Source organism: Aquimarina spongiae (assembly GCF_900141785.1).
Lineage (GTDB): Bacteria > Bacteroidota > Bacteroidia > Flavobacteriales > Flavobacteriaceae > Aquimarina > Aquimarina spongiae.
On sequence record NZ_FQYP01000009.1, the window covers coordinates 68,899 to 82,816 of the forward strand.

12 protein-coding genes are annotated in these 13,918 nt (G+C 36.2%); 10 read left to right on the plus strand and 2 right to left on the minus strand.

What is annotated here, in order from left to right; genetic code table 11:
- Window positions 1-16: 16 nt before the first annotated feature.
- The 8 genes from BUE24_RS19270 to BUE24_RS19305 all read left to right on the plus strand — a co-directional run bounded on the left by BUE24_RS19270 (window position 17) and on the right by BUE24_RS19305 (window position 9,577).
- On the plus strand, window positions 17-1,156 hold the full coding sequence (locus BUE24_RS19270; RefSeq protein ID WP_073319826.1) for a cystathionine gamma-synthase: 1,140 nt from the start codon (window positions 17-19) through the stop codon (window positions 1,154-1,156).
- Between the two features lie 99 nt (window positions 1,157-1,255).
- Window positions 1,256-2,599 carry an NADP-specific glutamate dehydrogenase gene (gene gdhA / locus BUE24_RS19275; RefSeq protein ID WP_073319829.1) on the plus strand — a complete coding sequence of 448 codons (1,344 nt, stop codon included), beginning with the start codon at window positions 1,256-1,258 and terminating at the stop codon, window positions 2,597-2,599.
- Between the two features lie 192 nt (window positions 2,600-2,791).
- Window positions 2,792-4,510, plus strand: a complete 1,719-nt coding sequence (locus tag BUE24_RS19280) for a DUF5018 domain-containing protein (protein ID WP_084549619.1) — start codon at window positions 2,792-2,794, stop codon at window positions 4,508-4,510.
- A gap of 123 nt (window positions 4,511-4,633) precedes the next feature.
- Entirely contained in the window at window positions 4,634-5,158 is a 525-nt protein-coding gene (locus BUE24_RS19285) for a DUF4136 domain-containing protein (RefSeq protein ID WP_073319835.1), read from the plus strand.
- A 101-nt stretch (window positions 5,159-5,259) separates the two neighbouring features.
- The gene (locus BUE24_RS19290) at window positions 5,260-5,754 is read left to right on the plus strand and encodes a tetratricopeptide repeat protein (protein WP_073319838.1); all 495 of its coding nucleotides are present in this window, start codon (window positions 5,260-5,262) and stop codon (window positions 5,752-5,754) included.
- 24 nt (window positions 5,755-5,778) lie between these two features.
- Window positions 5,779-6,498: a DNA repair protein RecO gene (gene recO / locus BUE24_RS19295; protein ID WP_073319841.1), complete on the plus strand. Its 720-nt coding sequence runs from the start codon at window positions 5,779-5,781 to the stop codon at window positions 6,496-6,498.
- Between the two features lie 3 nt (window positions 6,499-6,501).
- On the plus strand, window positions 6,502-8,910 hold the full coding sequence (locus tag BUE24_RS19300) for a TonB-dependent receptor plug domain-containing protein (protein ID WP_073319844.1): 2,409 nt from the start codon (window positions 6,502-6,504) through the stop codon (window positions 8,908-8,910).
- A 31-nt stretch (window positions 8,911-8,941) separates the two neighbouring features.
- Entirely contained in the window at window positions 8,942-9,577 is a 636-nt protein-coding gene (locus BUE24_RS19305) for an HAD family hydrolase (protein ID WP_280174047.1), read from the plus strand.
- On the opposite strand, the gene BUE24_RS19310 is transcribed toward BUE24_RS19305, so the two are convergent.
- Both BUE24_RS19310 and BUE24_RS19315 read right to left on the minus strand, forming a co-directional pair.
- Entirely contained in the window at window positions 9,574-10,068 is a 495-nt protein-coding gene (locus BUE24_RS19310; protein ID WP_073319849.1) for a nuclear transport factor 2 family protein, read from the minus strand. The two genes, BUE24_RS19305 and BUE24_RS19310, sit on opposite strands and share 4 nt — an antisense overlap.
- Before the next feature lie 5 nt (window positions 10,069-10,073).
- The gene (locus BUE24_RS19315) at window positions 10,074-10,613 is read right to left on the minus strand and encodes a hypothetical protein (RefSeq protein WP_073319852.1); all 540 of its coding nucleotides are present in this window, start codon (window positions 10,611-10,613) and stop codon (window positions 10,074-10,076) included.
- Window positions 10,614-11,103: 490 nt separating this feature from the next.
- Here BUE24_RS19315 and BUE24_RS19320 point away from each other — a divergent pair, with 490 nt between their 5' ends.
- A complete protein-coding gene (locus BUE24_RS19320) occupies window positions 11,104-12,681 on the plus strand; it encodes a solute:sodium symporter family transporter (protein ID WP_073319855.1) in 1,578 nt (525 codons plus the stop codon).
- 16 nt (window positions 12,682-12,697) lie between these two features.
- Complete coding sequence (locus tag BUE24_RS19325) at window positions 12,698-13,837, plus strand: AraC family transcriptional regulator (protein WP_073319858.1); 1,140 nt, start codon at window positions 12,698-12,700, stop codon at window positions 13,835-13,837.
- The last annotated feature ends 81 nt before the right edge of the window (window positions 13,838-13,918 follow it).

A 13,918-nucleotide genomic window follows, 5' to 3' on the forward strand; every position in this document is an offset into this window, starting at 1 on the left:
AACGATACTTAAACATATGAAATTTAATACCAAAACTATACACGGGGGACAGCAACACGATCCAGCATATGGAGCAGTGATGCCACCAATTTACCAAACCTCAACCTATGCGCAAACCACACCAGGAGGACATAAAGGGTTTGAATATAGTAGGACACATAACCCAACACGACAAGCCTTAGAAAATGCATTAGCCAGTATTGAAAATGGAAAACATGGATTGGCATTTGGATCAGGATTGGCGGCAATTGATGCAGTTATTAAATTATTAAAGCCCGGTGATGAGGTAATTTCTACCAATGATTTATATGGAGGGACCTACCGTTTGTTTACCAAGATTTTTGAAGATTTTGGTATTAAGTTCCATTTTATTGGAATGAAAGATGCAGATAAGGTAGAGCGTTATGTAAATGATCATACAAAACTGATCTGGGTAGAGACGCCAACAAACCCAATGATGAATATCATTAATATCAAAGCAATTGCTGGTGTTGCCAAAAAACACAATGTTTTGTTGGCTGTAGATAATACCTTTGCTACACCATATTTACAAAGGCCATTAGACTTGGGAGCAGATATCGTAATGCACAGTGCTACCAAATATATAGGAGGACACAGTGACCTGGTAATGGGAGCGCTTATTGTAAAAGATGATGCTGTTGCAGAGAAATTGTATTTTATACAAAACGCCAGTGGCGCAGTTTGTGGTCCACAGGATAGCTTCCTTGCGCTTCGTGGTATCAAAACATTACACATTCGTATGCAACGCCATTGCGAAAACGGTGAGGCGATTGCAAAATACTTAAAAAATCATCCAAAAATCGAAAAAGTATATTGGCCAGGTTTTGAAGATCATCCAAATCATGATATTGCCAAAGAGCAAATGGATGGTTTTGGAGGAATGATTTCTTTTGTGCCTAAAGGCAGCGATTATGAAAGTGCAATCAAAATTGTAGACAACTTAAAGATTTTTACACTTGCAGAGTCATTAGGAGGGGTAGAGAGCCTTGCAGGGCATCCTGCAAGTATGACACATGCTTCTATACCGAAAGAAGAAAGAGAAAAAACCGGGGTTGTTGATTCGTTAATTCGATTGAGTGTAGGTATAGAAGATGTAGATGATCTTATTGCTGATTTGGAACAAGCAATAGGGTAAGTTATTAAATTCAAAAAAACAGATATGGTTTTTTAAGAATATCATATCTTTGAGACCAAATTTTACTTATCAAATAAGAATCCATTAATTCTTTAACATATGCAAGCAAAAATCGATGCATTTATGGAAGAAGTAAGAGCTCGAAATCAATATGAGCCAGAGTTCTTACAAGCTGTGCAAGAGGTAGCAGAAACTGTGATCCCTTACATTGCCAAAAATGAAATTTATAATGGCAAAAACATTCTGTTACGAATGGTGGAGCCAGAAAGGGTGATCATGTTCCGTGTACCTTGGGTAGATGACCAGGGAGAAATTCATGTCAATAGAGGATATAGAATCCAGATGAATTCTGCTATCGGGCCATACAAAGGAGGACTTCGTTTTCACCCATCGGTGAATTTGAGTATTCTGAAATTCTTAGCTTTCGAACAAGTATTCAAAAATAGCTTAACGACGCTTCCTATGGGAGGTGGTAAAGGAGGTTCGGATTTCGACCCTAAAGGAAAATCTGATGCCGAAGTAATGCGTTTTTGTCATAGTTTCATGAGTGAATTGTACAGACATATCGGTCCAAATACCGATGTTCCTGCGGGAGATATAGGTGTAGGTACTCGGGAAATCGGATTCCTATTCGGGAAATACAGAAGAATGAAGAATGAGTTTACCGGAGTACTTACAGGAAAAGGAATTACATGGGGAGGATCATTGATTCGACCTGAAGCAACTGGTTATGGGGCGGTTTATTTTGCACAAAATATGCTAGAGACCAAAGGGGATTCTTTTGCAGGGAAAACAGTTACCGTTTCTGGATCAGGTAATGTGGCACAATATGCTACTGAAAAAGCAACCCAACTAGGAGCAAAAGTAGTTACGCTTTCTGATTCTTCTGGATATATTTACGACAAAGATGGTATCGACCAAGAAAAGCTCGCCTTTGTTATGGAGCTTAAAAATGTAAGAAGAGGTCGTATTCATGAGTACGTAGAAAAATACCCTTCTGCTGTTTTCCATAAAGGAAAAACTCCATGGGGAGAGAAATGTGATATCGCATTACCATGTGCTACACAAAATGAATTAAATGGAGATGATGCAAAAGCACTTATTGCTAACGGATGCGCATGTGTAAGTGAAGGAGCTAATATGCCAAGTACTCCAGAAGCGATTGCTGCATTCCACGAGGCTAAGATATTCTTTGCACCAGGTAAAGCATCAAACGCAGGTGGAGTAGCGACTTCGGGATTAGAGATGACACAGAACTCTTTGCGTTTTAACTGGACCAGAGATGAAGTAGATCAAAAACTGAAGCAAATTATGGGTGATATCCATAAAGCTTGTTTAGAATACGGTACAGATAGCAATGGTTATGTAGATTATGTAAAAGGAGCCAACATTGCTGGATTTGTAAAAGTGGCAGACGCTATGCTTGCTCAAGGAGTGATCTAAATAAATAACATAATATATGACAAAAGCCGTTCGGGACTCCGAACGGCTTTTGTTTTTTTGAAGCACTTGAGTTCAGTTTTTAGGGACTATAAACTTTTTATAAAAAAATTAATTTTTTTAGGTAACAAATCAAAGAGGAAAGATACTTAACTATAGCGATAAAGAATTAATCAAAAAAACAACGAATCAGACATGATGAAAAATGTGATCAAAGGAGTAAAAATGTTACTCCTTTTTAACTTAATTGTACTAACATATTCTTGTAACGAAGATGAAGAAGTAGTTTTGAGTGATGAAAATTTTATTACTTCTTTTAAATTAACAAGTGGTAATTATGAACAAAATTTTGAGGTTAAAGAAAATACGATTCAAGGCAGCACTCCATATTTTGTAGACGAAGAAGATATCGTATTGACGATACTCGTCTCTGATAAGGCTGCTATTAGCCCAAACCCTGCTTCTATTACTTCAATTAAGGATCTTACCAATTTTATAATTACAGCAGAGAATGGAGAGAAAAGAACATATGTAATAGGAATCAATCGAGAGCTACATGATGAAAACGAAATATTATCCTTTAATCTTAAAAGTGGTGATTACCAAGAAGATTTTGAAGTTGAAGAGGGAACAATAAGTGGAACGACTCCTTATTACATCGATGACGAAGATGTAACGTTAACTATAGAAGTATCGAATCGTGCAACGGTTACACCAGATCCAGAAACGATAAAGAGTATTAAAGAACCTTTGGAGTTAATAGTAACCGCAGAAAATGGTGAGGAAAAGATATTTAATGTTGATATTAAAAGGAATGAAAGTCCAGAAAATGATCTGGTATCATTCAACTTAAAAAGTGGGGATTATGTAGAGGATTTTGAAGTTGTTGAAAATGAAATAAATGGTAGAACACCATATTATATAGATGACGAAGACGTTACTTTAACTATTGAGATATCTAATCATGCCACCATTACTCCAGATCCTAGTACGGTAAAAAGTATTGTAGACCCTATAACCTTTACGGTAACTGCAGAAAATGGAGATGAACAGAGTTTTACAGTAAACATCAAAAGAGACTTAAGTCCAGAAAAGGAGCTGTTATCATTCGAAATCGATACTGATATTTTTAAGAGAAGTCTGGATATCGATGAAGAAAGTAGAACTATTTTTCAGAGAATTCTACCTGATGTGAATTTGATGTCTTTAACCCCTATCGTTACCATTTCTAATAGAGCAACCATATCTCCGGATCCAGAGACGATATTGGATTATACTAACCCAATTGTCTTTACGGTAACTGCAGAAAATGGAGATACAAAAGAATATACAGTAACGCTAGAAAGCATGGATGTGGATTATGATGTACAATGTGATATCACTAATGCATTTAAATGGTTTGGGGGTGATGACCGTGCAGTCCCTGATGTTCCAGAAATTGGTCCTAGAAATGTGGGTACTGGTCAGACGGTGATATTAAAAAAGGATACCAATCCAACTTCATTTGGAGTGCATTTCAGTGATCCTTTTAGATCAGATAATACCGGAGCAACATATAATGGGAATTTTGAAATAAAATTGAATATTAGAGAATCAAACGGAAATATTATAGCTTCAAAAATTACCACGGTTCAAGGACCATTTAATGGTGGTTGGGTAGATTTTGATTTATCTTCATTATATCTTTTGCTAGAAAATGATACCAACTACTTTTTTACATGGTACTTAATTAATGGAGAAGCTCTAGGTGTTTCTACCGGATCAACAGCTAATGTCGACGAAGCCGATGAAATTCATAATGGATCAGGGTTTACTGGAGAATCCAAATCAGAAAATGGTACTAGTCTGGAAGACTGGGATACTTGGTATCCACATGAATGGCATTTTAGTTTTAGAATTAGTGGTAAGCAATAGGATTGATCAAAGCATTTCGTATAAAAATCCGTTTGAGACTTGTCTCAAACGGATTTTTAAATATATCGCATATAAATATCTAGTACATAACAATTTGTTGTGTACTTTTATAAAAAAGTACAGATGAAAAAGATTATTTTATTGTGGTTATCCCTAGGGCTTGTTTCTTGCGGTAGTAGTTATGTAAACTATGATTATGATGAGCAGCAGAATTTTTCCAAATATAAAACGTATGCTTTTTATTCTGAAATGAATTCAGGATTGAACGAGTTAGATGAAAAAAGATTGATTCGTAGTACCGAATTGGCGTTACAATCGATTGGTTTTACTGCTTCAAACACACCTGACATTTACATTAATTTTAAAACAAGAGTATTTGAACAAGCATCTAATAATAATATAGGTGTAGGTATAGGAGGAGGTAATCGTGGGATAGGAGTGGGAGTTGGTGGATCAATACCAATCGGTGGGCCGCAAACCTTTCTTGAGATTACTACTGATTTTGTAGATGTAACAAGTAATAATCTGGTGTGGCAGGCAATCTCAGAAGGAAGGTTTAATATGAATGCCAAACCCGAGAATAGAGAAAACTTCTTTTTAAAAATCATGCAAAAAACGTTCTCAAAATATCCGCCTAAAAAGAAATAATGACATAAATATCTTGTTTCAAAAACAAAGAGAATGCCCCTATTTTAACTACATTTGATTACAGTATCAATTACTTCATATAACGTATAAAAAGAAAAGGTATGGATCACCTTACGAAATTGGAAGAAATGCTTCACAGGGCCAACGATGATATCAAGAATGGATATTATGATGAGGCGACCAATAAGCTAGAAAAAATTATTGATATGGACCCCAATTTTGGAAAGGCGTATAATCATCTTGGGTATCTATACGAAGTAAAGTTTAAGGAATACGAAAAGGGAGAAACTCTCTATAAGCTGTGTCTTGAGAAAAGTCCAATGTACCCTAGTGTTTACTATAACTATGCTATTTTACTATCTACGCTAGGTAAATGGGAAGAGTTAAAGAGTTTGCTGGATACCGCAATGAATATTCCTGGGATTACAAAATCTACTATTTATAACGAATATGCAATTATGTATGAACAACAAGGGGAATTGGATAAAGCTATCGAACATTATAAAAAATGTGCATTGAACACTCTGGATAAGAATACATTAACCAGGGCCAAAGAATCACTTGAAAGGTGTAAAATGAAAAAAGAATTCTTGTAATAGCTTAATGATTCTGATTGCAAAATGATTGTAAATACACCTGCAATAGTACTTCATGCTATTCGATACGGAGAAGCAGATTTGATAGCGACATTGTTTACAAGAAAAGATGGCTTACGATCATACATGCTAAGAGGGGTTTTGAAATCTAAAAAAGGTAAAATCAGATCCTCTTTTTTTCAACCTTTGATGCTTCTGGATATAGAAGCTTCACACAAAAACAAAGGTACTTTAGAACGACTACGAGACGTACGAGTTTTATCTCATTATACCAGCCTACATACAGACCATATAAAAAGTGCTCTGGTATTCTTTATTGCCGATATTCTCAAAAGTTCGATTCAGGAACAAGAATCTAATGTAGATCTGTTTGACTATCTTCAAACGACAATCCTTTGGCTAGATGCTCATGATAAAATCGCGAATTTCCATATCGCATTTCTAATTAAGTTAACGCAGTATCTGGGGTTTTTCCCGGATTTGTCTCAAATCGAAGCCTCTTATTTTAATATGCAAGAAGGAGTATTTCAATCTGTGGATACTAATGTTTATTGCGTCGAGGGACAGCATATATCCAAGTTCAAAGAGTTTTTAGGCACAACATTTGAGGGGAGTATGGATATTAGTTTGTCGAAGAAGACACGAAGTGAGGTTCTTGCTATGCTATTATTATATTTTGAACTACATTTGCACGGCTTTAAGAAACCTAAATCACTTTCGGTTTTAAATGAAATTTTCAAATAGGTAATGCGTTTAATACTTACTATTTTATTATTCTTTATTCTCGCTCCTTTTGTAAATGCTCAACAAATATCGGTACTTAGCAAAGCTTCGAAAACACCGATACCTAATGTAGCGATTTACAACAAGGATAAATCAAAAAGTGCGCTTACCGATTTTGATGGTGTTGCCGATATATCTTCATTTGCAGATAGAGAACTTTTATTTTTTGATCATGTTTCGCATGTAAATGTACATCTACGAAAATCCGAAGTTGTTAGAAAAGGAAATAAGGTATACATGGTCGTTGATGAAAATCAACTTTCAGAAGTGGTGATATCAGTTTCCAAATGGGAACAGGATAAAGATGACATCACTCATAAGGTGTTGAGTATTACTTCAGAAGACATATCGCAATCCACACCACAAACCTCAGCAGATCTGCTACAGAATAGTGGGCAGGTATTTGTCCAAAAAAGTCAGTTGGGTGGGGGTAGTCCCATCATCAGAGGTTTTTCTACAAACCGTCTTCTTATTACGGTGGATGGTGTACGTATGAATACTGCTATTTTTAGAGGGGGAAATGTGCAAAATGTAATATCCATAGATCCTTTTACTATTGGTAGAACCGAAGTTATTCTGGGACCAGGTTCTGTAGTATATGGTAGTGATGCCATAGGAGGAGTTATGAATTTTTATACCGAGAAGCCTAAGTTTTCGGTGACCGGAGAACATGTGATCACCGGGAATGTATTAGCAAGATATGCAAGTGCAAGTAATGAAAAGACAGGTCATATAGACTTAAATATAGGATTGAATAAATGGGCTTTTTTAACTAGTGTAAGTTATACCGATTTTGATGATCTACGAATGGGGAGTAATGGACCGGATGATTATTTGAGAACAGATTTTGTGGAACGAATTAATGGTCAGGATGTCGTTCTTCAAAATCCGGATCCGGAAGAACAAGTGTTTACCGGATATGACCAAGTAAATTTTTTGCAAAAAATCCATTTTACACCCAACGAAACCTGGGACTTTAATGCGGATTTGATCTACACTACTTCTTCAGACTATCCCAGGTATGATCGATTGATTAGACGTAGGGATGGGAATTTGCAGTCGGCAGAATGGTTTTATGGTCCACAGCGCTGGTTTATGGGAAACCTGCAGGTGGCACAAAAATCCAGAAGCAAGCTGTATGATAAAATGAAGATCACGGCGGCCTATCAGTTTTTTGAAGAAAGTCGAAATGACCGAAATTTTGGAAGTACCATATTAGAGAGAACACAAGAACAAGTCGATGTATACTCTCTTAATGTAGATTTTGAGAAAAAATATAGCTCAAAGACCTCATTTTACTATGGGTTAGAATACATACTGAATAATGTCTTTTCTGATGGATCCCGTAGAGATATTGAAACAGGTGTAGTAGAAAATGCACCTTCAAGATACCCAGACGGATCTACCTGGCAATCGATTGCTGCATATTTGAGTATTCAGAATAATTTTAGCGAAAAACTAAGATTTCAAGGAGGATTGCGATACAACAGAATCATTTTGTTTTCGCAATATGATGATGAATTTTTTGACTTCCCTTTTGATGAAGCCAATTTAGATACGGATGCATTAACCGGGACGGCAGGGTTAAGCTGGTTGCCAAATGATATCCTTCATTGGAAATTAAACTTTTCTACGGCGTTTAGAGCTCCAAATATCGATGATGTTGGTAAAATATTTGATTCAGAACCTGGTTCTGTAGTGGTACCCAATCCGGATTTAAGACCAGAATATGCTTATAATGGAGAATTAGGACTGAGTGCTAAATTTGGGAATCATTTTACTCTGGACCTTGCTACGTATTATACCTATCTGGATAATGCCTTGGTGCGAAGTGATTTTAATCTGAATGGAGAAACTGAGATTTTGTTTGGTGGTGAATTGAGTAATGTACAAGCTATTCAAAATGCTGCGAGAGCACGAATTTATGGTTTTGAAGCTGGTCTGAAATATAACTTTGCCAAAAACTTTGAGTTTGCTTCGCAATATACCTTTGTGGGTGGAGAAGAAGAGTTAGAAGGGGGGTTAATCACCCCATCTAGACATGTATCTCCGCAGTTTGGAAATTCTAGTCTTACCTTTCGCAATGATAAGCTGATGTTGAGCACCTTTGTGCAATATAATGGTACGTTTGATTTTGAAGACCTTGCTCCTTCACAACAAAATAATCCATCTCTTTATGCAAGTGACGAAAATGGAAATCCGTATTCTCCTTCCTGGTATACTTTAAATTTTAGATCTCAGTATAACGTGACCAAAAATATTACCGGAATCTTTTCTGTAGAGAATATTACGGATCAACGTTATCGACCATATTCTTCTGGAATAGCAGGTGCGGGAAGAAATTTTATCGCATCGTTGAAATATTCATTTTAATACCATAATCGTTCTGAAAAACAAGCTCTTCATATTTGATATTGATGGCACTTTAACCGATAGTGTACCTATGTATTTGATTTCGGTTACCAAATCGTTACAAGCTTTAGGAATTAAAGATATCGATACCGATTACAATAACTACAAACATCATACAGATAGTTATGCATTGCGATACAATTATGAGCGTAATTTTGAATCCAGAATGCCAGAGGGGTTATTACATGATTTTGAAGAGGATTTGGTGCTACAGATGAACAAATTTGATCCTGTTGTAGAAATTAACGGAGCAAAAAGACTACTTAACTTCCTTAGAGCTCAAAAAATACCGTTTTGTTTTGCTACTGGCGCTCTACCTAAGCCAGCAATACTAAAATTAGAACAATGTAACCTTTGGTACGATGAACAATTGGTAGCTACCTCAAAAACGCATGAGTCTAGAGAAGGATTTGTATTAGATGCCATTGATCGGGCAAAGCAGTTCTATCAGAGATCCGAATTTGATCAGGTAATTTCTGTTGGAGATGGGATATGGGATTTGAAAACCGCACAGAATTTATCCCTAGATTTTGTGGGGATAGGAGAGCGGAACAAAAACAAACTTCTTGCTGCCGGAGCAGCGCATTGTTTTGATGATCTTAGTGCATTTCAAGCTACATTGGACTAGTTCTTACCAGCTCTTAGTTGCTGCATAAGCGTGGTGTCAAAGTTTTGTTTCAGTTTGGTGATTTCAGCTACATTTTCGTTGGGAATAGCAATCGATAACACATAGTGTTTCACCTTCCAGCCATCAGTTGTTTTTTCTACTACACCACTTCCTCTGCAAATACCCATTTGAGTGTCTAACAACTCGTCAAACCAGGCTAAAGTATCACCTTCTTTAACAAAAATATTTCGTTCCAAAGTCGAGAAACTCCAGGCTTTACCTTTGTCAAAATAGGGTTTTGCAAAAGACTTAAACGCGTCATACGACCAATTTTCTGTTGGATCTGTACCAATAAAAATGGCATCATTAGTCATTCGGCCAAAATAGGCTTCAAAATCGGCATCTGCTGCCGCTTTATGCCAGGATACTAACAGTTGATCAATGTCGGTTTTTGCTTGGCTAAAACAAACACTGCAGCAAACTACAGATAAAATGAGGAGGATATTTTTCATAGTATTTATTCTTCTTTATTTTCTTCATCCAAATCACGCAAAAGCTCTTTCTCAATATTTTCTGGTATGGCCAAAGACAATTCATTAAGTTGAACGATCAAACTATTATAGGCTGTAAGCAAACGCGTGTTTTGCTCGAGAATTTTCTCGGGTTTGGGATTTTGGGTTTCCGTTACTTGCTTGAGTAAACCAGATTCGGTCATAAGCACAGAAATTCGAGAATTGATTGTGTTTACATTCAAATCTTCTGAAAGATTTTCGTCAAAAACCTGAATCAGTATTTGTATACTATCAGCATACTTTTTTACATAGTAAGGGTTAGCGGTTTTTAGTGTTTGGCTTAAATTTCGAAGGTTTTGAAAATCCTCAAAAGTTTCAAGGTCTTTTTCTCCTTGCGAAGAGAGCTTCAACAGGTCTAGTCGTATATGGTCTTTAGAAAGGCTATCCAGTGATTTCTCTGTAGGAACTACTTGTGCTTCTGTTTTGATTTCCTTTTTACAAGAAAAACAAAGACAAATCATCACCATAAAAAGAAAAATGCGCATTACAATACTATATTAATTTATTGGTAAGGACTCAAAAATAGGGGATTTATGGCAAGCATTCTAATTCTGGCAATAGATAGTGCGGTTTTTTTGAATTTGCTGGAAAATCACACTTCAAAAAAGAACCTCGAATGAAGATTTCACTCGAGGTTCAGCGATCACATAAGTATCAAGTTAAGATTCAGGTGGTAGCTTTAAATGCGGTATCAAAAATGTTGAGTTTGTGTTAAGATAGATACCACGATTTGAAACGCAAATATGCGATAATAGTATTCTTTTATGTAAAAATTAACATTCATTTAGTACATGAAAATGCCTGTGGGGACTTATGAAATAGGTAGGGTTGTTTTTTCTTAAACATTTAATAATCATGAAGAGGCTTCTTAGAAATAGATGAGTTTAGCGTCTTTTTGAAAGAATTTATCAAATCGAAAATGTTAATAATAGTTTAAAATAATTCCTATATATTTAATCTCAAAACACAATCATTATGGGTTTACTTTCCTTTTTAGGCTTCACTTTATTAGTGGGAATAATCTCTTATATCGCCTCGCGTAAAACAAATGAAAACACCTCGGATGGCTATTTCTTAGGAGGTCGAAGTCTTACAGGAGTGGTCATAGCAGGTTCATTGTTACTTACCAATTTGTCTACAGAACAGATCGTTGGACTTAATGGGCAAGCATTTACCGAAGGAGTTTTGGTAATGGCCTGGGAGACGTTGGCTGCGATTGCCATGGTGATTACCGCTGTGTTTTTGTTACCGAGATACCTTAAAGGAGGGATTACTACAGTACCCCAGTTTTTAGAAAAACGATATGATACGGTGACCAAAACCATTGCATCCGGACTATTTCTATCGGGGTATGCAATTGTATTATTACCAATCGTATTATATACCGGTTCGTTGGCGTTAAGCACCATGTTTGATGTACCAGGATTATTAGGTGTTTCTAAGAATGCGGCTATTTGGATTTGTGTTTTTGGGATTGGTATTATCGGTTCGATTTATGCGATTTTTGGAGGACTAAAAGCAGTGGCTGTTTCTGATACGATCAATGCTATAGGATTATTGATCGGGGGGATTATGATTCCCGTATTTGGATTGCTGGAAATAGGAGATGGAAGCATCGGAGAAGGATTGACCACTTTGTTTAGAGATAATCCAGAGAAATTCGACTCTATTGGTAATAGTGAGGCTTCTGTGCCGTTTGCTACTATTTTTACTGGGATGATGTTGGTGCAATTGTTTTATTGGGGAACAAATCAAGCGATAATTCAAAGAGCGTTGGGAGCAAAAAACCTGAAAGAAGGACAAAAAGGATTGATGTTGGCAGCGTTTATCAAGATATTAGGCCCATTGATTGTAGTGCTTCCTGGGGTTATTGCATTTCATATGTTTGGAGATACACTAGAAAAAGCGGATGAAGCTTATCCTACCTTGGTGAGTAGAGTATTACCGTTATCTCTGGTTGGTTTCTTTGCTGCAGTGTTGTTTGGTGCCATATTGAGTTCTTTTAATAGTGCGTTGAATAGTTCGGTTACCCTTTTTGGTATAGATATCTATAAGCAATACGTGAATAAGGAAGCAACGGAGCGCCAAACCGTATTTGCAGGAAAACTGTTTGGAGTAGGTCTGGCCTTGTTTGCTATGATTATTGCTCCGCTCTTACAAAGTGCAGAGAGTATTTTTGGATACTTGCAACAGGTTAATGGATGCTATAGTATTCCTATTCTTACGATTATAGTTGTAGGGTATCTTACCAAAAATGTTCCGGCTATTGCGGCAAAAATTGCCATTATTTCTGGTGCAGTTCTATACATAATTTATGTAGTGCTGGATGGTACGATAATGGAGGATCAATTTCCACATTTCTTGCACGTCATGGCGATACTTTTTGTTTTCAATGTAGGAGTTATGCTAATTATTGGTAAATTGTATCCAAGAGCAGTTCCGTTCGAGTTAGAGTACACCAAAAAAGTGGATATCGTTCCGTGGAAAGCTGTCAAAGTTGTGGGTGTATTGATTTGTGCGATTGTAATTGCAACATATATCTACTTTTCATAAAACATAAAAACCGTTAATGCGTATTGATTTTTGGTCGGCATTATTACTTATAGTTATTTTTCAAGGGATTTTCCTGATTTCAGTACTATTGTTTTCACCCAAAAAACGCATCCGAAAGGAGAATACCTACCTTGTAGGCATACTTCTGGTATTGATTTGGTTTATGCTGGAGTTTTTCTCCATCCGGCAACGATTGCACATTCCATTTAGCATTTTTTATGGAACCCGATATGGATCTTGGTTTCTATTGGGGCCATTGTCGTTGTTTTATTTCAAATCAATGGTGGATCAACAATGGAAACCTGGATTAAAAGAAATACTACATTTCTTACCCTTTCTAATCTTTGTAGCCGTTCTTCCTCTTTTTGTTGATGATATTATCAACAAAAGACAAGTCGATTATGGAATGCTTTCGGTTTTTGATCATAGAAAAAAAGTGATCAGTCCTATTCAATATGTATATGCTGTGGTGTTTATTGCTCAATTTATTCACCTAGGATTTTACCTCTTCAGAAACTTATACATCATTCAAAATTATAGTAGAGCATTGAGATTTGAATATGCATACATAGAGCCAGCACTTCGATGGGTGAAGCTTTTTAACAGAATACTTCTGGTCGTTGTTGTATTTTCATCATTGTTTTTATATCTCCTTTTGGTCACTGATATTTATAGAAGACATCTGGATTACATATACGTGCTCCCCACGGGAGTTTTATTCTATGTAATAGGATACTATTTGATGAACGCAGAATGGCAACCCATTCAACTTAAGAAAGAAAAGTATGCAAAAAGCACTTTGAAATTACAAGAAGTAGCAACCTACGTTCAGCAGTTGAAAGATTTAATCGAAAACGAAAAAATCTATCTAAATAGTAAAATTCGGTTAGATGATGTAGCCAAAATGATGGATATCCCTTCTCATCATGTTTCTCAGATTATTAACGAACATTTTAATTCTACTTTTTTTGATTTGATTAATAGCTATCGGGTAGAAGAAGCTAAAAAAAGAATACAACTACATCCTGAATATACGCTGTTGCGGATTGCATTTGATGCTGGATTTAATAATAAAACCTCTTTTGTCAACGCTTTCAAAAAGTTTGATGGGAATACGCCTTCAGCTTTCCGAAAAGCGGTGGTACATGCAAATTAATTATAAAGTTTGGCAATACTTATAAAGATTGTCGCCTGGGATACCAGATAGTTTTATCATTGAGGTATAATCAAAAAACAC